The organism is Microcoleus sp. FACHB-831 (assembly GCF_014695585.1).
Classification (GTDB): Bacteria; Cyanobacteriota; Cyanobacteriia; order Cyanobacteriales; family FACHB-T130; genus FACHB-831.
Genome location: NZ_JACJON010000074.1, coordinates 1 through 26,342, shown reverse-complemented (window position 1 = coordinate 26,342; position 26,342 = coordinate 1). Strand labels below are relative to the sequence as shown.

At 46.3% G+C, this 26,342-nt stretch carries 22 protein-coding genes and 1 pseudogene; 19 read left to right on the top strand and 4 right to left on the bottom strand.

Going from position 1 to position 26,342, the window contains the following annotated elements; all coding sequences use genetic code 11:
• Positions 1-3: 3 nt before the first annotated feature.
• Complete coding sequence (locus tag H6F77_RS23315; protein WP_190491306.1) at positions 4-1,575, bottom strand: photosystem II high light acclimation radical SAM protein; 1,572 nt, start codon at positions 1,573-1,575, stop codon at positions 4-6.
• A 555-nt stretch (positions 1,576-2,130) separates the two neighbouring features.
• On the opposite strand from H6F77_RS23315, the gene H6F77_RS23310 reads away from it, so the two are divergent.
• From H6F77_RS23310 to psb34, 6 genes and pseudogenes are all read left to right on the top strand, one after another.
• Positions 2,131-2,517 (top strand): DUF1830 domain-containing protein, encoded by a 387-nt coding sequence (locus H6F77_RS23310; protein WP_190491305.1) that lies wholly within the window; start codon positions 2,131-2,133, stop codon positions 2,515-2,517.
• 177 nt (positions 2,518-2,694) lie between these two features.
• Positions 2,695-3,132: a DUF4079 domain-containing protein gene (locus H6F77_RS23305; RefSeq protein ID WP_190491304.1), complete on the top strand. Its 438-nt coding sequence runs from the start codon at positions 2,695-2,697 to the stop codon at positions 3,130-3,132.
• A gap of 878 nt (positions 3,133-4,010) precedes the next feature.
• Positions 4,011-4,280 (top strand): hypothetical protein, encoded by a 270-nt coding sequence (locus tag H6F77_RS23300; RefSeq protein WP_190491303.1) that lies wholly within the window; start codon positions 4,011-4,013, stop codon positions 4,278-4,280.
• 190 nt (positions 4,281-4,470) lie between these two features.
• Positions 4,471-5,430, top strand: a pseudogene (gene thiO / locus H6F77_RS28970) (glycine oxidase ThiO); the annotation flags it as partial.
• Between the two features lie 333 nt (positions 5,431-5,763).
• Positions 5,764-6,552 (top strand): thiazole synthase, encoded by a 789-nt coding sequence (locus tag H6F77_RS28965; RefSeq protein WP_375335966.1) that lies wholly within the window; start codon positions 5,764-5,766, stop codon positions 6,550-6,552.
• Positions 6,553-6,682: 130 nt separating this feature from the next.
• A complete protein-coding gene (gene psb34 / locus H6F77_RS23290) occupies positions 6,683-6,862 on the top strand; it encodes a photosystem II assembly protein Psb34 (RefSeq protein ID WP_190491301.1) in 180 nt (59 codons plus the stop codon).
• Positions 6,863-7,053: 191 nt separating this feature from the next.
• Here psb34 and H6F77_RS23285 read toward each other — a convergent pair whose 3' ends face one another.
• A complete protein-coding gene (locus H6F77_RS23285; protein WP_190491300.1) occupies positions 7,054-7,854 on the bottom strand; it encodes a tetratricopeptide repeat protein in 801 nt (266 codons plus the stop codon).
• Between the two features lie 79 nt (positions 7,855-7,933).
• Here H6F77_RS23285 and psbP point away from each other — a divergent pair, with 79 nt between their 5' ends.
• From psbP to H6F77_RS23250, 7 genes are all read left to right on the top strand, one after another.
• Positions 7,934-8,479: a photosystem II reaction center PsbP gene (gene psbP / locus H6F77_RS23280; protein WP_190491299.1), complete on the top strand. Its 546-nt coding sequence runs from the start codon at positions 7,934-7,936 to the stop codon at positions 8,477-8,479.
• Between the two features lie 65 nt (positions 8,480-8,544).
• Positions 8,545-9,189 carry a nucleoside triphosphate pyrophosphatase gene (locus tag H6F77_RS23275; protein ID WP_190491298.1) on the top strand — a complete coding sequence of 215 codons (645 nt, stop codon included), beginning with the start codon at positions 8,545-8,547 and terminating at the stop codon, positions 9,187-9,189.
• Between the two features lie 213 nt (positions 9,190-9,402).
• Positions 9,403-9,840, top strand: coding sequence for a hypothetical protein (locus H6F77_RS23270; RefSeq protein WP_190491297.1), 438 nt, complete (start codon positions 9,403-9,405; stop codon positions 9,838-9,840).
• A gap of 73 nt (positions 9,841-9,913) precedes the next feature.
• On the top strand, positions 9,914-12,640 hold the full coding sequence (locus H6F77_RS23265) for a hypothetical protein (protein ID WP_190491296.1): 2,727 nt from the start codon (positions 9,914-9,916) through the stop codon (positions 12,638-12,640).
• Between the two features lie 14 nt (positions 12,641-12,654).
• Positions 12,655-13,467: a DUF8581 family protein gene (locus H6F77_RS23260; RefSeq protein ID WP_514131602.1), complete on the top strand. Its 813-nt coding sequence runs from the start codon at positions 12,655-12,657 to the stop codon at positions 13,465-13,467.
• An 82-nt stretch (positions 13,468-13,549) separates the two neighbouring features.
• Positions 13,550-14,284, top strand: coding sequence for a hypothetical protein (locus H6F77_RS23255; RefSeq protein ID WP_190491295.1), 735 nt, complete (start codon positions 13,550-13,552; stop codon positions 14,282-14,284).
• A gap of 707 nt (positions 14,285-14,991) precedes the next feature.
• Positions 14,992-15,978 carry a glycosyltransferase family 2 protein gene (locus H6F77_RS23250; protein ID WP_190491294.1) on the top strand — a complete coding sequence of 329 codons (987 nt, stop codon included), beginning with the start codon at positions 14,992-14,994 and terminating at the stop codon, positions 15,976-15,978.
• A gap of 97 nt (positions 15,979-16,075) precedes the next feature.
• Here the strand turns inward: H6F77_RS23250 and H6F77_RS23245 are convergent, their stop codons facing one another.
• On the bottom strand, positions 16,076-17,554 hold the full coding sequence (locus tag H6F77_RS23245) for a leucyl aminopeptidase (RefSeq protein ID WP_190491293.1): 1,479 nt from the start codon (positions 17,552-17,554) through the stop codon (positions 16,076-16,078).
• 647 nt (positions 17,555-18,201) lie between these two features.
• On the opposite strand from H6F77_RS23245, the gene H6F77_RS23240 reads away from it, so the two are divergent.
• The gene (locus tag H6F77_RS23240; RefSeq protein ID WP_309228905.1) at positions 18,202-20,361 is read left to right on the top strand and encodes a lytic transglycosylase domain-containing protein; all 2,160 of its coding nucleotides are present in this window, start codon (positions 18,202-18,204) and stop codon (positions 20,359-20,361) included.
• Positions 20,362-20,557: 196 nt separating this feature from the next.
• Positions 20,558-21,382: a twin-arginine translocase subunit TatC gene (gene tatC, locus H6F77_RS23235; protein ID WP_190491291.1), complete on the top strand. Its 825-nt coding sequence runs from the start codon at positions 20,558-20,560 to the stop codon at positions 21,380-21,382.
• 106 nt (positions 21,383-21,488) lie between these two features.
• Here the strand turns inward: tatC and H6F77_RS23230 are convergent, their stop codons facing one another.
• Positions 21,489-21,797: a DUF3067 family protein gene (locus H6F77_RS23230; RefSeq protein WP_190491290.1), complete on the bottom strand. Its 309-nt coding sequence runs from the start codon at positions 21,795-21,797 to the stop codon at positions 21,489-21,491.
• A gap of 215 nt (positions 21,798-22,012) precedes the next feature.
• Between H6F77_RS23230 and petC the strand changes: the two genes are divergently transcribed.
• The 4 genes from petC to H6F77_RS23210 all read left to right on the top strand — a co-directional run bounded on the left by petC (position 22,013) and on the right by H6F77_RS23210 (position 26,221).
• On the top strand, positions 22,013-22,552 hold the full coding sequence (petC, locus tag H6F77_RS23225) for a cytochrome b6-f complex iron-sulfur subunit (RefSeq protein WP_190491289.1): 540 nt from the start codon (positions 22,013-22,015) through the stop codon (positions 22,550-22,552).
• A gap of 95 nt (positions 22,553-22,647) precedes the next feature.
• Positions 22,648-23,649, top strand: coding sequence for a cytochrome f (gene petA / locus H6F77_RS23220; RefSeq protein WP_190491288.1), 1,002 nt, complete (start codon positions 22,648-22,650; stop codon positions 23,647-23,649).
• A 370-nt stretch (positions 23,650-24,019) separates the two neighbouring features.
• Positions 24,020-24,553 carry a DUF4214 domain-containing protein gene (locus H6F77_RS23215; protein ID WP_190491287.1) on the top strand — a complete coding sequence of 178 codons (534 nt, stop codon included), beginning with the start codon at positions 24,020-24,022 and terminating at the stop codon, positions 24,551-24,553.
• Positions 24,554-24,808: 255 nt separating this feature from the next.
• The gene (locus H6F77_RS23210; RefSeq protein ID WP_190491286.1) at positions 24,809-26,221 is read left to right on the top strand and encodes a CHAT domain-containing protein; all 1,413 of its coding nucleotides are present in this window, start codon (positions 24,809-24,811) and stop codon (positions 26,219-26,221) included.
• The last annotated feature ends 121 nt before the right edge of the window (positions 26,222-26,342 follow it).

The following is a 26,342-nucleotide window of genomic DNA, read 5'->3' as shown; positions in this document are numbered from 1 at the left end:
CAATTAAGAAACACCTGCCAATTGTTTTTCTTTTTGCTCAATTGGTGCAGATAATGCTTGTTCCAATTCAGCACAACCTAGCTTTTCCTCTAAAATATTCATAACTTCTCGACCAAAATCATTGGGATTTTTTCGCCATGCTTGCAGGCAAATTTCTCCAAAGAAGGAGCCGAGAGGTTCTGGATTCCAAAGTAATTTCTTGGCTGTCCAAGGCATTAAGCTCATGGGGTTATATCCCTCTTTGAGGATATTATTGTCGAATGCATATTCTTCTAAATGGGTATGCGGTTGCAATCCAATAAAGAAGATCGCTGGTTCGACTTTATCTGCTCCAAAGATACGCTCTAGTTCCCGATGGTAGGCTAGAGTTTGGCGAATGGTTTCTGGGCGTTCGTCTATTACGTTAAATGAGTAATTGACTGAAACCAAATCGTTAAAGCCAGCAGCTTTTAAGTCGCGGCAGTTTTGCAAGACGGTACGCAGGTTGTAGCCCATTCGCATTTTCCTGACAAGTTCTTGCGAACCGCTGGTAATGCCTATTTCAAAATAGTTCATTCCCGTCTTTACCATCAATTCGCACAACTCTGGTGTCAGGTTGTCTGCCCGAATATAAGCCGCCCAGTGGATATCGTCCATCCCGGCGTCGAGAATTTTCTGCAATAACTCAACGGCGTCGTCTATAAATTTTCGGGCTGGGATAAACTGAGCATCGGTAAACCAGAAGTTGCGGATACCTCTGTTATAAAGTTGCTGCATTTCTGCTACAACTTCATCTGCTGGATTGATGCGTACTTGCTTGCCTTCGATGACTGTATAAATGCAGTAGCAGCAGTTGTGGGGACAACCGCGTTTTGTTTGCACTCCTATATAGAAGTCTTGGTCTTGCAGGTAATATTGAAATTCCGGCCAGATTTTTTCTATGTAGTCGTAGTTGCAGGCGGTTTTTTCTATGTTAGCTGGCGCTTCGTGGATCATGCGATCGCGGGCTATTGTCTCTCCCACCACATAACACCGCTCATCCCCCAAATCTTTCCCACCTAACAGTTTTTCCAGCAATGCCTCGCCTTCTCCAACCGAGACTATTGTCCCTTTTGGTAGGCTTTTTCCCAACTGTTCGTAAAATACGCTTACCGCACCACCACCGACGATGACGCGAGACTCTGGATTATATTTTTGGGCGCGTTTTAGCCCTCGTTTGATTAACCCTAAGTTGCGCGACAATTCTGTATAGTACGAAACTGCCAATCGCAATCCTCCCAAAGCTCCCCGCAACTTAATGAAGGGATTCTGGGCATAATAGAACTCAAAGGCGTTTTGTAGCGGGTTGCCGCCTCTACCTCCCACTGGTGCATAAATCTGAATGTCGCGCCAAGAGTAGACTAGCAGCGTTGGTTTGAATTCATCTACGCAGTTATCGAGCGCACCTGCAAAATCCAGCGGTGGTACCGTCCCCAAGTCAAAGATGCGTTGCTCTACTTGTGGGAATAGCTTATGGACGTGATCTGATAAATACACAACCCCAATCGGGAAGATCGGATTGCACGGGAGCCGGACGTAGAGAATTCGTTGTTCCATCGCAATTTTCTGTATTCAGATTTACTACTCTCACGACTCTGAAGAAATGCTAAAAGCGCTTATCTTAGAGCGATCGCTTTCCATTCACGTGGTAGTTCGGCGACGTTTTGTATCGTCAGATACAAAACGTGTATCAAAGCTATTTCCAAGCTGCCATTTAGGCTTTTGCTACAGCCCTCTCTTTAATTATTGTGAAAATATTTTCATATAACTTTACGATACCACTTACCTTCCTCATCTGTGTGGCTATTTTCGCCCCAGTTGCTCTTGTTGTGCAATAATAGGGGAAAAAGTTTACCAAAAAAGAAAAATAGCTGGCGATCGCGCAAGCAATACCAGCAAAAGTAGCGCTACATCGCACATCCCCCTAAGCGGTTATTTTTGGATAAAGAAAATTTTGTTGTCTCTATACGTTTGGTAAGTTTGCTCATCCAACTTTAGGTAGAAATTAACAGATAAATATTCATATGGTAATCGGGGTTACAGTAACCGGGGATCGCTTAGTGTTACGTTGTAAACGTAATACTCTAGTAAGCGCTAAGCTCCTCTGCACTCATGGCTCAAATTCTAGATCCGCTTCCATCGGATAGCGACGGCTCGATACTATGCTGCTACGTTAATGCTACGAGCCAAATTCAGATTGCTCGAATCGCTAATATTATTAACTGGTATTTCGAGCGCGTTGTCTTCCCCGGACAACGTTTAGTGTTTGAATCAGTTCCCGAAGCGGTTCTGGAAATTCACACGGGGATGATGGCAAGCGCGATTATTTCAGATAAAATATCATGCTCGAAGCTGTGCATGGATGAAGAAAATCAATCTGATACAGATCTGATTGCTGCACCGAGCCAAGAAAAAACCCATAATAATCAGAAGATTCATTCTCATAATAAGAAAACAAGACAAATTGCAGAACCTTTAACAACTGCTTCTATTAACTAAAACCCATTTTTGGTTTAAGGATTGACTGGGTTGCCGATAGAGGCAACCTTTTTTATGGAAAAATTTATAGAAAACTATTTGACTCACAAACACGTGAAAGTCTGACAGCTATTGGCTAGAATATACGATGTCTGGCGTCGGTAGTTGTATTTTATCCTCACGACAAACGCATTAAAGTTGAATCTACCTTCTTTTATTTGGCTCTGGAAAATAGCTGCTTGGTCAATGGGCTTTGCGCTTTTGGCTTATCTGATTTTGGCAATAAGCGGCTTGGCAATGTTTTCGATTCGGCGTTCCCGACAGCCGCGCCCTAGCTGGTTGCGCCCTTTACATTATGGTACCGGGGCGATCGCTGTAGGTCTGGTGTTGCTGTTACTGGCTATTGGAATTGTAGGCACGCTTGGTCACTACGGCACGCTTGGTCACTCGTCACACTTGTGGGCTGGGTTAGCCGTTGTGGTACTGATATTAATATCAGCAGGTAGTGCAACTCAAATTAGCCCGCAACGTCCTTGGGTGCGATCGCTCCACGTTGGCGTTAATATGACCCTACTGGTAGGATTCATTTGGGTTTCCCTAACTGGTTGGAGCGTTGTGCAAAAGTATTTACCATAAAAAAATACTCCTTGGGAGCGATCGCTCTCTGTCAAAGGCATTAGTTTTATCAAGCCTAAGCGTTATATCTCTCGCAAGAATGAGTCGCCCTAGTAGCTAACTCAGGGAATATACTGGCAGTCCTATAATTAAATCAATTTTTCAGGCTGCCGGAAAATGCGCTACTCTCCTACAGCTCGTGGATTTTTTTTAATAAATGACAACGGAATGCCGGCGACAGAACACTAGGGCAAAGTGATTATGCCCTAGTGTTCCTCAATCGACGTGACGTTGCTAATTATCGTCAGCAGATAGCCGAAGTGCGTCAAACCTCAGAAGATGGCTATGCGATCGCCTCGCTCCCCATTCATTAGATTCAGTACCTATTTAGCAGGCAAAAAATAGGCGTTTCCATCATTCATACCTGGGATGCGATCGTTTATGACATTCCCTACAGGCAGATGGCTTACGCTTAACAATTATCCTCCTGAAAGATAATTAAGCGTGGAAAATTAGCCTAAAAACAGCGAAATTTGAGGTAAAATCTAGGACACAGCATTATTGACGGATAAAAGCGTTAGTTCACAAAAAGTTGGAGGCGATCGCACTTTTCAAGTTTCCAAGACAGTATATTATTTTGCGAAACTGTGTACTTAGCCAAACTGTGAAGATTTACAGTCCAGAGAATTTATTAATTATGCTGATTGCTTTTTAAACTCCGCAAATAATCTCCAATAAGCTGTTTCACATTTAATTTGCCCCCGCACTAGCCAAAAGTTTTAAAGCTCACAGCTTTTCTTCTTTTTGCATTTATGCCTTTTAACTCTTGACTTGCATATCAACGTGTAGCAAAGTCAAATTAGCAGTAAAAAACTTCAGCAACTCATAGGTTTTACGTCGTGGCGATGTATAAATGGCTTGCAGGAATTATATTGGCAGTAGCAGTTGCTATGCTAGTGGGAACCGCACTCGGCAGGCAATTTACACCCAGTCGCCAAAGTGCAAAATCCAGGACTTCTACAGCAACATACTCAACTTCTCAACCCCAAGCCAGTCCAGTTGAAGATACGCCAGCTGAACCCAGCCCAGAGCCATCCCCAGAAACCGAGCCAGAGCCTAGCAGCGATTCAGAATCAGACAGCAACCAAGGAATTCCAGCGCTCTGGTGAATCGCTTGTATAAAATTTGCAATCGGTACTTAATAGTTGTTAGTTTCAATCCCTAATAGGGATTATAAAGACAAGCACGAGCAGGCGAAAGTACAATTCAAACCACAATAGGTGTTAATTAAGCTATACCATATTCCAAGACACTAATTGTAGTTTCGATAATGCAAACCGCTATAAAAACTAACAATAAATGAACTTGGCAAGTGACATTATCATCATCGGCGGCGGTATAATCGGCCTTACACTCGCAATTGAACTGAGACTACGCGGGGCATCAGTCACCGTTTTGTGCCGCGACTTTAAACAAGCCGCCGCCCATGCCGCCGCTGGAATGCTAGCACCTGAAGCCGAGGGCATCCCCCCCGGCCCAATGCTGGATTTATGCTTGCGAAGTAGGTCGCTGTATCCAGAATGGATTCGCAAGCTAGAAGATATTACTGGCGTTACGGCTGGATACTGGCCCTGCGGTATTTTGGCTCCGGTTTATGAACACAAGGGTCAGTCCTCATCAGCAATTTGGTTAGATAAAGATGCCATTCATCTCCATCAATCCGGACTGGGCGCAGATGTCATTGGTGGCTGGTGGTATCCCGAAGATGCTCAAGTAGATAATAGAACGCTGACTCAATCTCTGCGAATGGCCGCCGAACAATTGGGCGTCAATTTGCCAGAAGGAATAGCAGCAGAAGCATTCGGGCAAAAAAATCGGCGAATCGTCAGCGTCAAGACAGCTTCAGGTGATTGGCAAGCCGAACAATATATTCTAGCTGGTGGTGCTTGGTCAAACCAGTTGTTACCACTCCCGGTACGTCCTAAAAAAGGTCAAATGCTATCCGTGCGGGTTCCCTTAGCCGCAACTTATGAATTACCCCTACAACGAATTTTGTATGGCAGTGAAATTTACATCGTCCCGCGTCAAGACGGACGCCTGATAATAGGAGCCACCAGCGAAGATGTGGGATTTACTCCGCACAACACGCCAGCCGGGATGCAAAAATTGCTAGAACGGGCAATTCGTCTCTATCCCGCTTTAGAACAATGGGCAGTAGAGGAATTCTGGTGGGGATTTCGGCCAGCGACGCCAGATGAGTTACCAATTCTTGGCTCCAGCCCGTGCGAAAATTTAACTCTGGCTACGGGGCACTATCGCAATGGTATTTTGCTAGCGCCGATAACTGCTTCGCTACTGGCAGACCATATCTTAAATCAAAAGTCTGACGCGCTCCTCGATAGTTTTCACTACTCCAGGTTCTACGCTAAAGAAACAAGGCGCAAAAAGCAAAACAATTATGGATTGGTGTCTAATTCTCAAAAATTAGAAATTGTTGAATCTGACAAGCAATCTAATAATTCAAAATTATTTAGCCCATCGCCTGATTCCTCATCTCGCCTAGAAACGGCGACCCCAGTTATGCCGCAATTAACCACAAATAATACTGATCATCTAGCTCAGTCGCTTGAAACATCCAATTCTGACTTATTAATTATTGCTGGTCGAAAGTTCCGCTCTCGTCTGATGACAGGAACTGGCAAATATCGCAGTTTAGAAGATATGCGGCAAAGTATTGCTGCAAGTGGCAGCGAAATTGTCACAGTTGCGGTGCGTCGCGTGCAAACTAAAGCGCCGGGACACGAAGGGCTGGCAGAAGCCTTAGACTGGACGAAACTTTGGATGCTGCCCAACACTGCTGGTTGTCAAACTGCTGAAGAAGCTATCCGAGTGGCGCGTCTGGGGCGGGAGATGGCGAAGCTGTTGGGACAGGAGGACAATAATTTTGTCAAGTTGGAGGTTATTCCCGACGCTAAATATCTGCTACCTGACCCATTCGGTACTTTGGAAGCGGCAGAGAAACTGGTGAAGGAAGGCTTTGCCGTGTTGCCTTATATTAATGCTGACCCGTTGCTGGCTAAACGTTTAGAAGAAGTGGGCTGCGTGACGGTGATGCCTCTGGGGTCGCCTATTGGTTCCGGACAGGGGATAAAGAATGAGGCGAATATTCAGATCATCATTGAGAATGCTAGGGTTCCTGTAGTTGTGGATGCTGGGATTGGTACGCCTAGCGAGGCTGCTTTAGCGATGGAGTTGGGAGCTGATGCCACTTTGATTAATACAGCGATCGCTTGCGCCAAAAATCCCGTTGCTATGGGCAAAGCTATGGGTATGGCTGTTGAAGCAGGTCGTCTTGCCTATAGTGCCGGACGCATACCCGTCAAAGTTTACGCCAGCGCTAGTTCTCCCCTCACCGGGACGATTGTAGGAGCTACCAGCTAACCAATACAGGCGCTAGGGTGGGCAATACTCACCCTAATTTTAAAATTTGTAAAGATTTTTTTCTTCAAAATGAGAGTTTTTTCATAACTTATGTTAAGTTTAGTAAAGAAACAAGCTGAGGATATTATTTATGCCATACACCACAGAAGAAGGCGGACGGCTGAACAACTTTGCACGCGAACCAAAAGTTTACACGGCGGAGCCACCAACCAAGAATGAACAGCGCAACTACATCTTCTTGGGCATAGGTGCGGTTGTTCTGCTTGGCAGCTTAATGTTTGTGGCAGTATCGGTATCAAGCGTAGGCTAAATTTTAAAATTCCAACTGTGGACTTTAGACAATAGAACTTACATATAGATCTTCAAACACCTATCTCCCAGAAGAAGCTGGGAAATAAGCGTTAAAGAAAATCTAGGGCACTAAATTTGTGTAAGTTGTGCGTAAGTTCTAGAAAATAAACGGCTCTAACAGTCCAAAGTCCATAGTTAGCCCTGTACTATCTACTGCTGAACGGTTTTTAAAGCGTTCAATGTCTGTTGGTAGTTGTCTGTTTTTCCTTGTTGCTTAAAAAGCTCTGCGGCTTTCTGGAAGTCTTGAGCTGCTTTTGGTTTGTTACCAAGTTCAACATAGGTAACGCCGCGATTGTAATAAGCGTCAGGAAACTTAGCATCGAGAGTGATGCTAGTTGTGTAATCCTCAAGGGCCTTTTGCGGTTCTTTTAGTCGGTTGTGAGCAACAGCGCGGTTGTAATAGCCCCTAGCGTGTTTGGGGTTGATACTTAAAGCCTGATTGTAGTCTTCGAGGGCGGCTTTAGTTTTGCCAGTATCGTCCAGGGCATTGGCGCGGTAGATGTAGGCATCAGCGTTGTTGGAATTGATACGAAGCGCAGCAGTACAATCTGCGATCGCTGCTTGATAATTTTTGAGAATGTAGTGAGCATAGCCACGATTACCGTAAGCATTAGCGTACTGCGGCTTAATGCGAATCGCCTCAGTGTAATCGTTAATGGCTTCTTGAACTTGACCTAAGATGTGGCGGGTATAAGCCCGGTTGTAGAAAGCCTCAGAATCGTTAGGGTCGAGACGGATAGCAGCATCAAAATCCGCGATCGCTCCTCTATAATCGCCACCATCAAGCTTATCCACTCCCCGATTGTACAAATCAACCGCACTTAGCTGCTGCTTGTTGGCAGCAGCTAAGTGTAGCGTCGTTGGCTCAACAGCAGCCCCAGCAGGAGAGGGAAGCGCGATCGCTAGCGCTGAGATTCCTAAAATTACGGACGTTATTTGAATCTTGTTCATGCGCTTATTTGACTATCAATGGGAAAATTAGACAACAAGGTAGGTTGAGCATTTAAAACTATTTTAAGGAAGAGCGTAAATGCTGAAACGGCTTGCAGCCTTACTGCTGGTGTTAGTGCTGGTGAGCATACAAAGTTGTCAGTCAGCCAATGCCACCAGCGGCTTGAAAAGCTACATCGATAGTACAGACGGCTATCAGTTTATGTATCCTACAGGCTGGCTTCCGGTGCAGGTGACTGGTGGAGCCGATGTTGTGTTCCACGATCTGATCGAGCAGACTGAGAACGTCAGCGTTGTAATTAGCCCAGTTCCCGATAATAAAACTCTCGCAGATCTGGGGACACCAGGGGAAGTGGGGTACAAGCTGTCGAAAAATGCGATCGCGCCTCCCAGTTCAGGTCGCAAAGCCGAATTAGTCAATGCCGAATCACGTCAAGAAGGCTCTAAAACTTACTACATAATAGAATACGCCGTTAAGCTACCTTCTCAGAAACGCCACGATCTTGCTAGTGTCGCCATCAGCCGAGGCAAACTTTTCTCTTTCAACGCTTCCACAACCGAAGCACGCTGGACAAAATTGAAACCGCTGTTTGAGCAAATCGTCAATTCGTTTTCAGTTTACTAAAGCGGTGGTTGGCGATCGCCATGCGGTCAAAAACATTCATCGCTTTGTCTTATAACTAAGTTGCCATGCCAGAGATTATCAATCCAAAATCATCCGATGCGGAGACACTCCAACGAGGCAAAACCCCAAAATTTGTATTAGCCTCAGCTTCTCCCGCCCGTCGTCGCTTGTTGCAAACTGCTGGGATTGAATCACTGGTTTCCCCCAGCGATTTTGATGAATCTTTAGTTCAAGAGAACGATCCAGCCCAACTGGTGCAGATTCTTGCGACTCGCAAAGCTGAAACTGTCGCCAGTCAGTTTACAGATGCATTGGTGTTAGGGTGCGATTCGGTTTTAGCAGTAAAGGGCGAGATTTATGGAAAGCCAGCTTCTCCCGAACAAGCGATCGCCCGTTGGCAAAAAATGCGCTCCTCATACGGCGACCTCTACACTGGTCACGCCTTAATTGACACAACTAAAGAACACACAATTTTAGTGCGATGTCAAGTCACCAGAGTGTACTTTGCCGATGCAAGCGATCGCGAGATTGCCGCCTACGTTGCCACCGGGGAACCCCTTAGCTGTGCTGGTTGCTTTGCCCTTGAAGGCAAGGGCGGGCTTTTTGTCGAAAAAATCGAAGGTTGCCACACCAACGTGATTGGCCTTAGCCTCCCCCTGTTGCGCTTGATGCTCCGCGAACTGGGATATGATGCCACAGACTACTGGTAATGGCGAATGGCGATAAATCGGCGTCGAGACAAGGGTTCCGGGGGGGAATTAGGAGACGCGATAAATCGGCGTCGAGACTCCGGACTCCGGACTCCGGACTTCCCATGCCCAATCACAGGGAAATTTGTTAAGGTGGCGTAAAAGCTTGGTATAGTCAAAGCAATTTTGCGTCTAATCTTAGCAATATTCACAAAAAACCGAGGGGTTAAGGTTATGGCAGTAAGTGACGAATTCAAAGAACAACTTAAAGCAGGCAAAATAGTTGACGCCCTCACCCTGGCACTAGGCGAAGCCATTGAACTGGAAATAACCACCTGGGTTTCGTCCGGTGACACAGACACTAGGGCATCATCAAATCCAGATCAGCCCCTACCCGGATATCGTATGCGAACCCGCATCAATATTGTAGAGGGTGACATTAACAACGAAGTTGGTACCCAGTTTATTGGTAACGGGCCATACACCGAACTGCGGCAATTTCACCAAGACCAAGTTAACGAAGGACGCGAGACTATCCAGAAGAACTTGGCAACGTTGCAACAACTATTTACAGTTATGGCAAGCACCCTGGCACAGCTACAGCCAGTGTCACGCCGTCGCAATGAGGGAAATCCTGCCCTTTCTCCCACTCATCGCGAAAATTTACCTTAGTTGCAGCGATTGATAACAAGTTTCGCACTACGCATCGGCAAGCGAACCGCAAGATTTTAGGGGAACTACGATCATGGCGTCTAGTGACGACTTCAAAGAACAACTCAAAGCTGGCAAAATAGTTGAGGCTCTTGCCCTAGCACTGGGCAAAGCCGCAGAGTTGGAAATTACCACATGGGTGTCATTGTCTGAAGACTCAGACGCCAAGGTTTCTTCCTCTGGAGTAGAGCGATCCTTACCCGGTCATCGCCTGCGAACCCGCATCAATATGGTCGGAGGCGATATAGAGAACGAGGTTGGCAACAAGTTTATTGGGGGCGGGCCTTACAGAGAACTGCGACAATTCCACCAGCAGCAAGTTCAGGACAGCCACAAATTTATTGAGAACAACCTCAAGAGTTTGCAAAAGTTATTTGGGATTTTGGTGAAACTGCGGCAAACAAATCCCGATGCTGAAGACTTTGAGCCAGCGTTGTTGCCTGGTGGGGAGCCGGAGTTTTTGCCGCCAGATGAGAATAGTGGGGCAAATCAGGCAATTGAGGCGGAAGTATACGATATTGAGCCGCCCTTTCCCGATGAGACGAGAGCGATCGCTGATAGAAACGCCCAAGCTTACTCAAATGATGAGTTTGACTTTGACGCGATCGCTCCCACAGACGCCCCAACAAACCAAGCGCAACCCGATAACTTCCCTTGGACGCCAGCAACACTAGGGACAACCATAGTTGTAGGGGGAACAGCAGCGATCGCTGGAAGCTTGGCCGATCGAGAAAATCTACACCCAGCCGACTTAGAAACAGAATCCAACTCGGCGGATTCGATATTAGATGAACTAGAGCCTTTCTCAGAAGCACCAGCATCGCCAGATGCAGTAACAGACCTGTTTTCAGACGAAAATGCTGATTCAGTATTAGACCAGTTAGAGGCTTTTCCACAAGAAAGCAGAGGAAATCTCGCTTCTGAGCAGGATGACTTCACAAGCTACAACGATTTGGAAGCTTCAACTGCCTCCCCAGAAGATACCGCAAACCTAGACACAGATCTCGAATGGTCGGAGGAGTCGCTATTAAATCAACTGGAGTCTTTTCCAGAAGAGCCGCGCACCAATCCTCCACATCAAGACACTGACGAATTGGTAAGCGAAGATGGCTCGGTATTAGACCAACTGGAACCTTTCCCAGAAGAAAGTCCAGCCAATAGCGATGAGGATTGGGGGGACTTGCTTGCAGATCAACCCCCGCCCCTCTCAGCAGCAATAAGTTTGGAAGCTATAGGCTTGGGCATAGATGAAAACTGGGTGGACTTGGGGGATGCTGAAGACGAGCCAACAGCAGCACCAAGCTTAGAATCTTTAGACTTAGGCACAGATGAAAACTGGCCAAATTTGGCCAGCGAACACTTATCAGCATCAGCAGCACCAAGTTTGGAATCTTTAGACTTGGGGACGGATGAAAGCTGGGGAGGCGTAGTGGATGCTGAAGACTCACCCACAGCAGCACCAACTTTGGAATCTTTAGACTTGGGGACGGATGAAAACTGGGCGGACTTAGTAGAACAACCAGCCTCAGCATCACCAGAACTAAATCTAGAATCTTTAGACTTAGGCACGGATGAAAACTGGACCAATTTTGCCCAAGAACAAGCCTCAGCATCACCAGCACCAAGTTTGGAATTTTTAGACTTGGGGACGGATGAAAATTGGGGTGACTTAGTAGACGAAGAAGCTGTACCAACAGCACCAAGTTTAGAATCTTTAGACTTGGGTACAGACGAAAACTGGGTAGACTTAGGGGATCTAGAATCCTCACCACCAGCATCAAGCCTAGAGTCTTTAGCTTTAGACACCAATGAAGACTGGGGCGACTTGGTGGATCAAGACCTAGAACCTCCAACAGCAGCAACACCAAGTTTGGAGTCTTTAGACTTGGGCACAGAGGACGAGTGGGGCGACTTGGTGGAGCCGGAAGCATCACCAGAAGCAACACCAAGTTTGGGCACAGAGGACGAGTGGGGTGATTTGTTGGAGCCGCAAGCATCACCAGAAGCAACACCAAGTTTGGAGTCTTTAGGCTTGGGTACAGAGGACGAGTGGGGCGACTTGGTGGAGCCGGAACCTCCCCAACAGACAGGAATACCAAGTCTGGGGTCTTTAGATCTAGACACAGATGAAGGGTGGGAGGAACTGGTTGTCGAGGAAGCAGACCCGTTCGGCGTCCCACTGATGCAGAATGGTATGGCTGGTGATTTGGCAATAGAAAACTGGGAAGAGTTTTCCCTTGAAGAACTGGAACCTTACCCAGGGACCTCAGAGGTAATGTCTGGGGGTGCTAATTCATCTCAGACAAACAATGAGTTTGACCAGTTTGATATTTTTGCAGACATTACCGCTGTAGAAGTCGAGGCGGGTCGCGATCGCACTTCTGGCTTAACGCCAAACTTGGAAGACGACCAATTTGAAGAAACAATTGTCTTTGAGGATAATTCTGATTGGTTGGATACACCAGACGCGATCGCCAGCCTTAGTGATGTTTCTGGCGATGCGATAGATGATTTGTTTGCACAACCATCACCGCCACAAACCAAACCCCCATCACCATCCCCCAGTATAGAAGATTCGCTGTTTGACCAGTTACCCGATGGGGACTTATCTTTAGATCTATCTGAAGTTAGCAGCGATAACTCAGATTTACTAGCTGCTTTCGACGACGATGATCCTTTTGCTGGTCTACTACCTTCCCAGCCAACCGTACCCCCACCTCCACCGCCGAGTAAACCCAGCACCCAGAGCAATCGCGAATAGGTAGGAAAATAACTGTGGTAAATTCTCAAAGGAAAAAAGTCAAAGATGTTAATCCTCGTCTGCGGAGGAAATTAGACAACTTTCTAAGTTCCCTAAGCGATGTGTTAATTGACATCACGGCTTTAGAAGTAAATACTATGGTCGTGGAGCAGATTACTGGCAACAAGTTTATTGCTTGGGAAGCGTATCGAGACATTTACCTGATATCCCCCCAATATATTGAAAACAGGAAAATCCATCCGTCGCTGCAAGCTCGTTACCTGAATATACGCAAAAAGCTGGAAATGGAGTATTGCCTGTACCTGATTGAGAATGAAGCTTCAGAAATGGAAGCTCCAGAATTAAGGGAATATTACCAAATACTCGGTGATACAGGGATACAAATAGACCCTCAAAATACAAAACTTCCTAACCCTCTGAGCGCATCTGCTAATCCGATTGCTGAGATTGAAAAGATTCAAATTATTCTTAGCGATGGCCGATTTTTACGCAGTTTGCGTAAGATTAATGAGCTGAAAGCGGCGCTTGATAATCGCAATAGGGCGCTTAGAAAAAGTGAGGCAGATAATTCAGAAGACCCTGAAGAGGATGTTACAACTGACCTTATCTATGCCCAAACAGTTATGCAGTTGGATGGCGATATTATCAATCGTTACCATGAAAAAGTTTTAGATCATGCCCATAAAGATATTATTTTAGATATACACAGAGAAGGAGTTATATCTGGCGAAAAGCAGTGGCACGGACTATTAGAGTTTATGGTAAATTTAGTGGAATCCCTTGCTAGTAGAGTTGCTTCGATCAACGGCTCTAATAACCGCAATTGAACAAAACTGCAAATTTTGAAGTATGAATTAAGCTCAGCATCCGGATATCCAGAATATTAAATTGGTGTGAGTGCAGACGCTAGTGCGAAATTATTTTTCTATTTCCTCTAGGCAAGACCTGAATCTAGAAGAGTATATTAAAATCGAGGAAGTCAAAGACGAGCAAAAGCGGGTACAGTCTCGCTTTATTAGATTTAACTTACATCCAACAGTCCTCGATCGCATTCTACTAGCCAAAGCAACTGGAAGAGGCCTCTACATTCCTCGGCATCTGCTGGCTGCGTTGCGCTCTTATGCGCTATTGGATGCAGAAAGCCGCTTACAGTCTGGCTTAACTTTCTGTAGCTATTACTATCAACCTGTAAGCCAACACTTAGCCGCTGAAACTATCGTGATGCGGAGTGTAATTGCCCTCGATGGGGATGTTATTCATCAAATTAGGCGCGATTGTTTGGAGAATGGAGAAAGGTGTAGAGCGATCGCTACTGCACACTACTGGCTAATCTCTCAACTGCTAAACAGCCTGCGTCTCAAAACATATCTATTGTTAAGTTGGCTCTCTTGGGGTCTATCTTTGCTAATCGTAGCCGCCACAATTATTAGTAAGTTAGACGAATTTTGGTTATTGCATCCATTCCTTCAGTTAGCAACCGTGTTGCTGCTTTGGCTATTGCAAGAGATCTTGAGACGGCTGCTACTTTTATTGTTGCCATCACTTGGGCGTTGGGCGTTGCGCTTTTTGTTGCGTTGGATGCTATCTTATAATTCAACAAAAAGAACGATCGCCTTGGGCATTTTGGCGCGTTTTGTTCCATAAAAGAGCGATCGCTACGATTGCTACCCCCAAAACTTAATAAGCTGTCACACCTTTAAGCTACCTATTGTGGTAAATAGAGGAATTGTTACTTTTTTAACAAGACTTGAACGCAACCGATTTAAATGTTCATTAGCTAACTTTATCAGCTAAAAAGTGGCGAAACGTTCCCTTCCCCAATCGTGGTGACATCGCCATTACAAGCATTTTCCATACTTTTGGCCGATGACAGTAGCGCGAGCGCAGCTCGCTGACCTTTGGTTACATCATACTATAGTCTAAAAGTAATAAAAGACAACTTTACAATAGCGTCCGTAACTCCGAGAAATTACGGGAGGGACGGGAAAAAACTTTTTCTAGTGATAAAAAAAATACGTTGACTTGCTGAGGCGCGATCGCGAACGAGGAAGCACAATTGTCTTAGGTGCATCAGAATTTCGCAGCATCCAAAGTCGTTTGCCCCATTTGCGGTAGTTATCCGTCAGGGAGGCGTAAACTTTGCGCTATTGCGAAACTCGCAAATCTGCTCTAACTATTGGGGTCGGAAAAACTTACCTAAATATTTTCAATACAGCCAAAAAAAGGACTTTACCAAAGGTACTGGAAGGAACACAGAAAAGTCTCCGTTCTCAGCTCATAAAATTACCGATTGACCAAATGTTTACGAGCCATAAAGCACTCAACATCTAAGCAGGGGGATGCCTTACATAATGAAATTCAGCATTGTTATAACAACCTATAATCGTTTACCCTTGTTGCGGCGGGCTGTAGAATCGGCTCTGGCTCAAACCTGGCCTTGTGAAGTTGTGGTGGCAGATGACTGCTCGGATGATGGTACGCAAGAATATATCAGCAGTTTAGGCGATCGCGTAGTTTACCAGCGCAACTCAGTTAATCTCGGACACTCAGCAACGCTAAATGCTGGCGTCAGTGCAGCCAGGGGACAATGGATAAAGCCGCTAGATGACGATGATTATCTGGCTCCCAATTGTATAGAAGAAATGAGCAGAGCGATCGCTAAACGTCCCCAAGCGGTTCTCTGTTCCTGTCAAGCCATTCAAGTCGATGACAGCGGTTCCGAAATCACCCGCACCCAGTCTAGCGGTCCAGGGAAGTCATTTTACGTGCCCCAGGAAGATATCCACTACGGTATGTTGATGGAAGTTGTACCTTTTGGTACGCCAGTGCAAGTCGCCTTTCAAAGAGATGCTTTTATTAAGTCAGGCGGCTGGGATTCTGCTTTAGACACCAACTGCGACGACATCGACTCTTGGGTGAGAATCGCACAGTATGGGGATGCGGTATTTTTAAATGATTATCTCGCCTACCGGACGCTGTGGCCGGGTGGATATAATAAAAAGTTTTCCCTAGAAAAGCGGCTAGATACAAGTATCTTGATCAAAGACCGCATATATAAGTTAGTGAGTGAAAACCATCGCTCATCTTTACCAGCCCTTGAAGATATTCACGGCTATCTCAAGTTGCATTGGAGCGTAGTTAGTTTGAAGCAAAGAAAACCTGCAACTGCATTGGCGATGGCTTATCCAGCAATGTTTTCACTAACAGCTTGGAAATATTTAGCAATAGCCGTTTTCTCGCGAAAAGTCAATCATAAAGCTCACTGCATTCGCCAAGAAGTTATAGAACAAGAAATGGTTCTAATCGCGCCTAAAGCCCCTGCTTTAGCAAAATGTTGAGGATTATAAAACTAATGTTGATGGTTCATTGTTCGTTTTTCAACGAACAATGAACTAACAATTAACTGCTAACAACTAACAAGCGATCGCTCAAAAATTAGTTGTTGCCCAATACCCAATTAACTAAGGTGCGGACGGGGTAGCCAGTAGCGCCAGAATTGTTGTAGCCGTTTTCTTTATCACTCCAAACTGGCCCAGCAACGTCTAAGTGCGCCCAAGGCGTATCCTTAACAAATTGCTTGAGGAACAGCGCCGCCGTAATCGACCCACCACCACGAGGGCCAGTGTTTTTCATGTCGGCAATTGGGGACTTGATACCTTCAAAATATTTTTCTTCTAAAGGCATCCGCCACATCTTTTCGCCAGCGAGTTCAGATGCTTGAGCAATTTGGGCGGCAAGCGCATCGTCGGGACTCCACATGCCAGCAATATCATCGCCCAAGGCAATGATGCAAGCACCAGTAAGCGTCGCTAAGTCAACGATGGCATCAACTCCCAGCTTATCGGCAAACACTAGGGCATCCGCGAGGGTAAGACGACCTTCGGCGTCAGTATTGTTGACCTCAATCGTTTTGCCATTGGAGGCGGTGAGGATATCGCCTGGGCGCATGGCGCGACCGCTGATCATGTTCTCGGTTACGGCGGAGATAAAGTGAACCTCGATATCGGGTTTAATCTGACCGATTGCCTTAGCGGCGCCCAAAGTTGCCGCAGCGCCACCCATATCCATTTTCATGGTTTCGATGCCACTGCCAGCACCTTTGATGTTCAGTCCGCCAGAGTCAAAAGTTAGACCCTTACCGACAATTGCCACTTTGCGGCGGGGCGTTCCTTCTGGTTTGTAGGTGAGGTGGATGAACTTGGGCGGTAAATCGGAAGCTTGGGCAACACCCAAGAAAGCGCCCATGCCCAACTTTTCACATTCTTCTCGTTCCAGGATTTCTAAAGCTAGGCCATGTTCGTGCGCGATCGCTTGTGCTGTTTCTGCCATAGTAATAGGCGTAACTGCATTTGCAGGCGCAGTCACCAATTCCCTTGCCAAAATAACACCCGCAGCGATTTGCCCCGCACGGGTAATAGCCTCATCTTGACCGCTCAAACCTAGTAAATCGACTGTTTCGAGTGCAGGCCCCTTGTCTTCGGATTCTGATTTAAAGCGATTATCCTGGTGTAGGGCGAGGTGTATGCCTTCTGCTAGTGCCTGAGCCGTCGAGGAAGCATCATCATTGAAGATGGGCAGGCTAAGAGCCAGAGTTTTGCACCTCTCCTTTTTGGCCGAACGTGCAACAACAGCCGCTGCCCGCCGCAGAGCGTCTAATTTTAGCCCATCTTGTTTACCTAATCCCACTAGGATAATTTTGCGGATGGGGCTATTACTGCCGACGCGAGTAACAGCGCTGCTACCTGGTTTTCCCTTAAATTCAGTCTCAGAAATCAGCTCCTGCATCGTCCCGGCTAGCTTTTCATCAAGAGAAGCCAAATCGCCAGTCAACTCTACGGCATCTTCAAATAATCCAATTGCTAGGGCGTCTCCAGTCCAGTCCAACCCCCGCGTATCAATCGCTCTAATTTCCATCCCTTGTTCTATTTATGATGAAGTACCTTTAACAAGTATCGATCAAAAATTAAAGATACTCAGGATAGAATCAGCTCTGTGAGAATACAGGCAGGAAATCACTACGATTAACAAAAATTAATTAAATGAGGAATTGCTCGCCATAGTATGCCTATTGGGGTAAAAACCGGGCAGTTGAGGGTTTAAAATGAAGGTCGTGTTTGCCTGGAATTGTCAAGCGGCTCTTGTGCAAAAGAAATATCCTCGGTAGTCTACTGAAAATGAGCTTATTGCTTCTAAATTAGCTAGTGTTGCATAAGGGATCGCATTACCTAGTTGGGGATACGACTTAAGAACATCGCAAAGAGCGTGCGATATGCGATGTTCTACAGAGTAGCGATGCCTGCTGTTCAGTGCTTTATTGGCTGCGAATAGCTACGAGCGATCGCATAAAAAAATGTCACAGGTAAAAAAACCGCACCCCTCAGATTTGAGGGCAGCTAGATATAGTTGGCGGGGGAGCTATTAGTAGCCCACCTAGTAACATCAGTAACTCTTGGTTGTTGTAATTGTCGGGCTGACGAGGATCGATGTTCAAGCAACGACGGAAAAAGAAAATTTCTCACTTTGTATGGCCAGGGATACTTGCTCTCATAGCTGGAGCCGCTGTGTCAACAAAAATAGGCAATTTTCAAGGCCAATGGGCAGGATTAGGGCGCTCTTTCGAGCAGTTAAGCCCCAAACAAAGCGGTAATCCGCAAACGCCAGTGCTGCCCCTAGCAGAGCTACCTCCGGCAGAGCGGGCAGGAAAGTTAGAAGCGCTCGCAAACGAGCCAAAATCGGAAAACCGCGATCGCGCCCGTTATCTTCTAGCATCAGACTTGATTCAACAGAAGCAAGGAAAAAAAGCCCTCGATTTGTTAGAAGGATTGGAAGGAGACTATCGAGTTCTAGCGTCACATGTCGCTATGAAACGCGCCCAAGCATATGAATTAACTGGCGACACGCAAAAAGCACAGACAGCATGGGAAGAGTTGCTGAAAAAATATCCCAAAGAGCCAGTAGCAGCTGAAGCTTTGTTCGTACTGGGTAAAACAAATCCAAAATATTGGCAGCAAGCGATCGCCGAATTTCCTAGCCATCCCCGCAGCCTTGAAATTGCCCGTCGTGAGTTGGAGAAAGATCCAAATCAGCCGCAATTACTGTTGGCGTTAGCTAAATATGCCCCAAAAACACCCAAAATAACCGAGATTTTAGATCGGTTAGTCAATCAGCCTCCTGCTTCCCCAGATGGTAAAACCGGAATAACCTTAAAGCCGGAAGAGTGGGAAGCGATCGCCAACGCCTATATGGAAAAAAAGGAGTACTTTAAAGCCAGTGCTGCTTATGAAAAAGCCGCTCGTACACCCCGCAACGCCTATCTCGTTGCTAGAGCGCTAGACCTGGGCGGCAAAAGATCGGAAGCCAAAGTCGCTTACGAGCTGGTCGAAACAGAATTCCCCAACACTCCAGAAACTGGCCTCAGCCTCCTGCGTGCCGCTTCTTTAGCACAGCCGCTAGATGCCGTGCCCGCTTTTGATAAGGTAATCGCGGGGTACCCAGATCAAGCAGGTGCTGCCCTCGTAGCCCAAGCCAAAGTCCTCGACCAGCTTAAAAGCACCAAAGCGGCGGCTGTTGCTCGTCAACAATTGCTCAGTAAATATGGCAGCTCGGAAGCTGCGGCAGAATATCGGTGGACCGAAGCTGAAACTAGGGCAGCTCGTGGAGATATACAAGGAGCTTGGCAATTTGCTGAACCGATTGCAACCCAAAACCCGAATAGTAAATTTGCTTCTAGAGCAGGCTATTGGGTAGGCAAATGGGCGAAGCGGCTGGGCAAGCAGCAAGAGGCGAAAGCAGCCTTTGAGTATGTAGTAAGCAATTACCCACAGTCTTACTATGCTTGGCGCTCTGCCGCAATGCTAGGCTGGCCTGGCGTCGGGGACTTTACTACAGTACGAAGCTTGTCCCCCAAACTAGCACGACCTTCAGAGCGTCCTGTGTTACCAGCAGGTTCAGCGACGTTGAAAGAACTTTACCAGCTAGGCCAAGACCGTGATAGTTGGACGCTGTGGCAGGCAGAATTTCAAAACCGCGTGCAGCCAACTGTTGCAGAACAATTTACCAACGCCCAGATGCGAATGACACAAGGGGAATACCTTGAAGGCATTACTGAGGTTGGTACTTTGGAAGACAGGGAGACAAAAGAAGATCGAGCAGCTTACGAAGCGCTTAAGGAACAAGCCCTTTACTGGCAAGCTTTGTACCCATTTCCCTACGTCGATCTCATTGAAAAATGGTCAACCCAACACAAGGTAAATCCCCTGCTCGTAACAGCTGTAGTTCGGCAGGAATCGCGATTTATGCCTAAAATTAAATCTGTTGCTGGTGCTGTTGGGTTAATGCAGGTTATGCCCACTACAGGTGCTTGGGTAGCTCAACAAATCGGACTTAAGGAATATAACCCGGAAAATCCTAACGACAACATCAGACTAGGCAGTTGGTATCTCGGCCACACCCACGACCAATACAAAAATAATTCGATGTTAGCGATCGCCAGCTACAATGCTGGCCCTGGTAATGTATCCAAATGGCTTGCCCAGAAGGGAGCTGGCGAACTAGATGAATTTGTCGAAGCTATTCCCTTTGAAGAAACAAAATGGTACGTCAAGCAAGTGTTTGGAAACTACTGGAACTACCTGCGAGTGTACAATCCCGAAATTTCCCAAAGGTGGGCTAAACACTCAGCAGAACACCCACCTGCAACACCAACTGCATCAGCAAAATAAATATTAACTTGGCCATCGGTTAATGCGTAGGACAACGTAATGTTAGCGTAGCGGCCCCTAAGGCAGGCTGAGTATTGGGTAACTCCTAACTTGCTGCCTGTACTATTGCCCGCGATCGCTCCGCCCGAATGATTCCCCATGAACCATCAACCATGCCTAAAATAGTCAACAAATCATTGATGCAAGCCTGACTCCCATGACGCCCTCAGAACTGGAGACTCCACCCCAGGAAAGTTTAGATGCCGACCCGTTACTTCGTTCGGGTACAGGCTTAGAACTGCCCACCATCAACAACGAAGATGGACATCTCGACGAACTGCCCGCTGATGTCGAAATGTCGCTATTCGACCACTTGGAGGAGTTGCGGTGGCGTATTTTCTATGCGCTGATAGCCGTTGCTGTTGGCATGCTCGGCTGCTTCGTATTTGTAAAGCCAATTGTCCAACTGTTGGAAGTACCAGCAGGTAGCGTCAAGTTTCTCCAATTAGCACCGGGAGAATTTTTCTTTGTCTCCCTTAAAGTTGCAGGTTACAGCGGCTTGCTTGTATCTAGCCCTTTTATCCTCTACCAAATCGCGCAGTTTGTTCTACCAGGGCTGACGCGCCGGGAAAGACGATTGGTAGCACCAGTGGTGTTCGGTTCCAGCCTGCTATTCATAGGTGGCTTGGTTTTTGCCTACTATCTTCTTATCCCAGCCGCGCTTAATTTCTTTATCAATTATGGTGAAGATGTAGTAGAACAGCTGTGGTCAATCGACCGCTATTTTGAGTTCGTCCTGTTGTTATTATTCAGCACCGGATTAGCATTTCAAATCCCTATCATCCAAGTATTATTTGGTTTGTTGGGAATTGTTTCTTCAAAACAAATGCTCGCTGGGTGGCGCTACGTTATACTTGCAGCAACTGTTTTGGGAGCCGTTCTTACCCCCTCCACAGACCCCCTCACCCAAAGTCTCCTCGCTGGTGCAGTGCTAGGACTTTACTTCGGCGGTATCGGTTTGGTAAAGCTGTTGGGTCGCTAAAAATTATTAGGGAATGGGGAATTGGGAAGAGTGAAAAGTCAGGAGTTATTAATTCAAAACTGAGACGCGAGCTTATCGGCGTCTCTACTTAATCCCCAGTCCGATTTTAAAGTATCCATTCAGAAGCGCGTTCGCCTAAGTTTAGGGCAATGCTAACAGCTTTACCCAATCGGGGGCGCTCGCGTGTTTGTTCAATATAATTCTCCACCTGTGTAAAGGCAGCGAAACCATTGAGATAACTGGCGATTTCGTCCAGGTGGGCTATGTATTCGGCTTCCGTAAGCGGAAAAGACGCCTGTTCCAAGTACTTCCACATCACTTGGACAAATATCTTGCCGCTAGTCCGTCGCACCTGGACATCATAAGAGCGTCCCCATTTATTTAGCAGCATTTGGCGTAAGTCCTTTCCGGTCATGGCTGGGTTTTACGACGAACTTTACATTTTGTAATCTATGAGACGGGCGTCAAATAATGCAATAATACCCCTAGCAAGGCTGTAAACCAGTTCCTCAAAGGGATTGCCTAAGGCGGGCTGCTGCCTTCTGATACACAATTTAGCAGCAAGATGTTAAATATTCTGGGAATATTCCCAGAGTTGTTTGCTGTAGATACATACTAAGCGCGTAAGTTATGGCTCAACTTTCTGGCTCAGCAGACGTGCCCGATATGGGGCGTCGCCAATTTATGAATTTTCTGGCTTTTGGTGCCGTTACAGGAACAGCTCTGGGGGCGCTTTATCCAGTAGTCAAATACTTCATTCCGCCATCAAGTGGGGGATCTGGCGGTGGTTTAACTGCTAAGGATGCTTTAGGGAATGACATTCTGGTGAGCGAGTTTTTGGGAAGCCATAATGCTGGCGAACGCTCACTAGCTCAAGGCTTCAAAGGAGACCCCACCTACATAATAGTGACCGAAGACAAAGCAATTGAAAATTACGGCTTAAACGCCGTATGCACTCACTTGGGCTGCGTCGTGCCTTGGAATTCGGGCGAGAACAGATTTATTTGCCCCTGTCACGGTTCTCAGTATGACAACACGGGCAAAGTGGTACGCGGGCCAGCACCCTTGTCGCTAGGACTGGTACACGCAGCAGTAGCGGACGACAAGGTTACGTTCACGCCTTGGACGGAAACTGACTTCCGGACTGGCGAAGATCCTTGGTGGGCGTAGAGATTTTAGATTTGAGATTTTAGATTGAATCTAAAATCCCAAATCTAAAATCCAAAATTGTTTGAGATCGGTCACAAAATCCTTTCCGTATTGAGATGAGAAAAGTTTGTTTATCGGCGATAGGCAAAGGCGGCAAGCAGGCGATCGCTAGAATCGTTATACTTGCGATCGCCACTTGTGCCTTATTCCTCGCCAGCGATTTAGCCCTTCCCCAATCAGCTGCTGCCTATCCCTTCTGGGCGCAGCAAACGTATCCGCAAACCCCCCGCGAAGCAACGGGGCGGATTGTGTGTGCCAACTGTCACCTCGGTGCCAAACCCACCCAACTTGAAGTCCCCCAATCGGTTCTACCAGACACCGTTTTTGAAGCCGTAGTTAAAATTCCCTACGACAAAAGCGTGCAGCAGGTAGTCGCTGATGGCACCAAAGGCCCCTTAAACGTGGGTGCTGTGTTGATGTTGCCCGAAGGCTTCAAAATTGCCCCCGAAGATAGAATTCCTGAAGAAATGAAGGAAAAAATCGGGGATCTCTTTTACCAACCCTACAACGAAGACACAGAAAACGTGGTTTTGATTGGCCCCATACCGGGCGATCAATATCAAGAAATTGTCTTCCCAGTTCTTTCTCCTAACCCAGCTACACAGAAAGGAGTCTACTTCGGTAAGTACTCCATTCACGTAGGCGGAAACCGAGGACGAGGGCAGGTTTACCCGACTGGTGAAAAGAGCAACAACGCCATTTATAACGCTTCTGTAGCTGGCAAGATTACTAAAATTGCCACTTCAGAAAACGAAGATGGCAACCAAATCTACCAAGTCAGCATTCAGCCAGCAGAAGGCAATGCAGTTGTTGATACAATTCCCGCTGGCCCAGAACTTGTTGTCTCTGAAGGGCAAGAAGTTAAAGCTGGTGACGCTTTGACCACCAATCCCAATGTGGGTGGCTTCGGTCAGATAGACGGTGAAATTGTGCTGCAAAGCCCAACTCGGATTAAGTGGTTGATGGCATTCTTAGCTGCAATCATGCTATCTCAAGTCATGCTGGTGCTGAAGAAGAAGCAAGTTGAAAAAGTGCAAGCAGCCGAGATGAATTTCTAGTTTCTCCGCTAAATTAGCATTTGTGGGACAGGCAGGTTGCCTGTCTTTTTTTTTTCATATTTTTAGAGGCCAGGAACAAGTTTTTTTCCGGATCGTCACAAGATATAGAAAATGTTAGCAAAACCTACCAGCCTAGCCCTAGCGTGTAGAGTGTTTCGCATACAGTCTTGGTCGGCTTGGTAAAAAAAGCTTGTATGCGATCGCCCTTAAGGCTCTGAATTAAAGCAATTTTGAAACTAGACCAAGACAAGGTGGAAAGTAGGGGCGCAGGGAAAACTCACCCAATGGGATGAGCGAGGTAGGTGAAGTGGGGAGAGTTCAGTCAACGGTACTTTGAATAGAAAGACAAGCATTTAGAGAACGTAACTATATGAAATTAAAAATTCTGGCGATCGCAGCATTACTATCAACACCTTTTCTTGCAGCGCCAGTCCGCGCACAGCAGCAAGTATGTGTTGTAGATAATATCCGTAACGAAGTTGTGTGCGGACGGCTGGCCACAGAACGCGAGATTCGGCGAGCCAACCCGCAGGGGCGATACAATAATGGGCAGTACGACGATAGGTACGATCGAAATTCCAATCGTCGCAGCAATAACTACTACCCAGAAATTAATAGAATTTATCAACAAGTTCTGGGTCGGGATGCTGAGTACAGCGGCATCCAAAACCATGTAAGAGCCTTACAAGATGGTCAGTCCCTCAACGATATCCGTCGTTCCGTTGCTCGGAGTTCAGAAGCACGCCAAAGGATTAACCAAATTTATCGAGAATTGCTAGGCCGCGATGCGGATAGCAATGGGATGGAAGGCTGGGTAAGAACCTTAGAAAGAGGTCGGTCGCTCAGCGATATCCGTCGAGACATTGAAAACAGTTCAGAAGCAAGAAGCCGGAGGGGTGGTTAAGACGAAGATTAAGCGATCGCTCATTGCATTATTTGCACGCGCCACAAAATTAAGAAAAGCAAATTGTGGTAGGCGATCGCCCTTAAAGCAAGTTTAGAATTTAGGGACAGGCATGTTGCCTGTCCCTTTTATGTTGAGCGTTTAAAAAATACTCCTAAAGAAAGTTGGCATCCGGCAGTATATGCACAAATACTGTTGGTGAAGTGAATCGGTCAGCCGAGTAGTTCTAAGTATCTCAACCTCAGTGAGGCCGTTATGAAATCAGTAGCGATCGGCTTTAGCTTGTTAGTGACAGTACTGCAACTAGCGGCAACAATTGGTATAGCACAACAGGCGCGATCGCAAAGTATTATCCCAATTTCCGACATTACTCCCACCAAATACATTGTCGAACAAAATATTCTTTTAGCAGAAGCTGTTGCCCCCTCAAAATTACAAACTGCCCTTGATGAAGAGAACATAACTGAAGCAGTACCCCAAATCGAGCAAACCTGGGAAAAGCAATATGAAGGTTACTTTGGGGTAAATTTCTCCGATCGGGCAATGACAACTAAATATATTGCCGATACGCTAGGCAAAATGGCGACTCAGACTGGGAAAAAGCCTGCGTTAATTTACTTAGTTCCGCAGGCGCAGCAATTAGAAATTGTATTGATTACTCCTGAAAGCCAACCTATTCACAAGCGCATTACCGAAGCTAGAAACGAAGCACTTTTAGCAAAAGTTAGGCAATTCAGACAAGGTATTACAAACCCAAATGCGAGAAATCCTAAGAACTATCTACCAGAAGCACAGCAACTTTATCAATGGCTAATTGCACCAATAGAAGCAGATTTAAAAAGTAATAACATAGATACCATCGTATTTTGTATGGGTGGTGGTTTACGAACCATACCTCTGGCAGCATTACATGATGGCAAACAATTCCTAATAGAAAAATATAGTCTCGGACGCATCCCTGCCTTCAAATTTACAGATACGCTGTACGCAAACATCAAGAAGTCGCAAGTTTTGGCAATGGGTGCGTCAGAATTTAAAGACCAAAATCCTTTGCCTGCGGTACCAGTAGAATTATCTGCGATCGCCAAAGATCTGTGGCGGGGCAAATCGTTCTTAAATCAACAATTTACTCTAAATAATCTACAATCGCAACGCACCAAACAGCCTTTTAAAATAATTCACCTTGCAACTCATGCAGACTTCAAATCTGGTTCGCCCAACAACTCCTACGTGCAGTTTTGGGACAAAAAGCTGACACTAGATAAAATGAGGCAGTTGCGTTGGAATAATCCACCAGTAGATCTATTAGTGTTAAGCGCTTGTAGAACTGCCATTGGGGATAAAGAAGCAGAGTTAGGCTTTGCGGGTTTAGCAGTTCAAAGCGGAGTAAAGTCAGCTTTAGCCAGCCTGTGGTACGTCAGCGATGAAGGTACATTAGGGCTAATGACAGAATTTTATCGTCAGCTGCAAACAGCCCCTATTAAAGGAGAAGCACTTAGGCAAGCTCAGATAGCAATGATTCAAGGAAAGGTACGCTTAGAAGATGGTAGCTTGCACAACAGCAGAGGGAAAGTATCGCTACCGCCAGCACTTGCAGCAATTAAAGACAAAAATCTTTCTCATCCCTACTATTGGGCAGCTTTTACACTAATTGGCAGCCCTTGGTAGACTGATAACCCACATTCCGCACCCACAACTGTCACAATCGGAAATTACGGAGATAAAAAGGCTATTTTTGTATAAAAAGAGACATTTTCCTTCACAAAAGAGATTCCAGCCGCGATGAACG

What these genes read in the sequence shown, in the direction of transcription:
- H6F77_RS23275 (WP_190491298.1), top strand. Translation starts at nt 8,545, where the DNA reads ATGCCAGAGATTATCAATCCAAAATCATCCGATGCGGAGACACTCCAA.
- H6F77_RS23250 (WP_190491294.1), top strand. Translation starts at nt 14,992, where the DNA reads ATGAAATTCAGCATTGTTATAACAACCTATAATCGTTTACCCTTGTTG.
- H6F77_RS23310 (WP_190491305.1), top strand. Translation starts at nt 2,131, where the DNA reads ATGGCTCAAATTCTAGATCCGCTTCCATCGGATAGCGACGGCTCGATA.
- H6F77_RS23265 (WP_190491296.1), top strand. Translation starts at nt 9,914, where the DNA reads ATGGCGTCTAGTGACGACTTCAAAGAACAACTCAAAGCTGGCAAAATA.
- H6F77_RS23215 (WP_190491287.1), top strand. Translation starts at nt 24,020, where the DNA reads ATGAAATTAAAAATTCTGGCGATCGCAGCATTACTATCAACACCTTTT.
- H6F77_RS23285 (WP_190491300.1), bottom strand. Translation starts at nt 7,854, where the DNA reads ATGAACAAGATTCAAATAACGTCCGTAATTTTAGGAATCTCAGCGCTA.
- H6F77_RS23230 (WP_190491290.1), bottom strand. Translation starts at nt 21,797, where the DNA reads ATGACCGGAAAGGACTTACGCCAAATGCTGCTAAATAAATGGGGACGC.
- H6F77_RS23210 (WP_190491286.1), top strand. Translation starts at nt 24,809, where the DNA reads ATGAAATCAGTAGCGATCGGCTTTAGCTTGTTAGTGACAGTACTGCAA.
- H6F77_RS23245 (WP_190491293.1), bottom strand. Translation starts at nt 17,554, where the DNA reads ATGGAAATTAGAGCGATTGATACGCGGGGGTTGGACTGGACTGGAGAC.
- H6F77_RS23270 (WP_190491297.1), top strand. Translation starts at nt 9,403, where the DNA reads ATGGCAGTAAGTGACGAATTCAAAGAACAACTTAAAGCAGGCAAAATA.
- H6F77_RS23315 (WP_190491306.1), bottom strand. Translation starts at nt 1,575, where the DNA reads ATGGAACAACGAATTCTCTACGTCCGGCTCCCGTGCAATCCGATCTTC.
- psb34 (WP_190491301.1), top strand. Translation starts at nt 6,683, where the DNA reads ATGCCATACACCACAGAAGAAGGCGGACGGCTGAACAACTTTGCACGC.
- petA (WP_190491288.1), top strand. Translation starts at nt 22,648, where the DNA reads ATGAGAAAAGTTTGTTTATCGGCGATAGGCAAAGGCGGCAAGCAGGCG.
- petC (WP_190491289.1), top strand. Translation starts at nt 22,013, where the DNA reads ATGGCTCAACTTTCTGGCTCAGCAGACGTGCCCGATATGGGGCGTCGC.
- tatC (WP_190491291.1), top strand. Translation starts at nt 20,558, where the DNA reads ATGACGCCCTCAGAACTGGAGACTCCACCCCAGGAAAGTTTAGATGCC.
- psbP (WP_190491299.1), top strand. Translation starts at nt 7,934, where the DNA reads ATGCTGAAACGGCTTGCAGCCTTACTGCTGGTGTTAGTGCTGGTGAGC.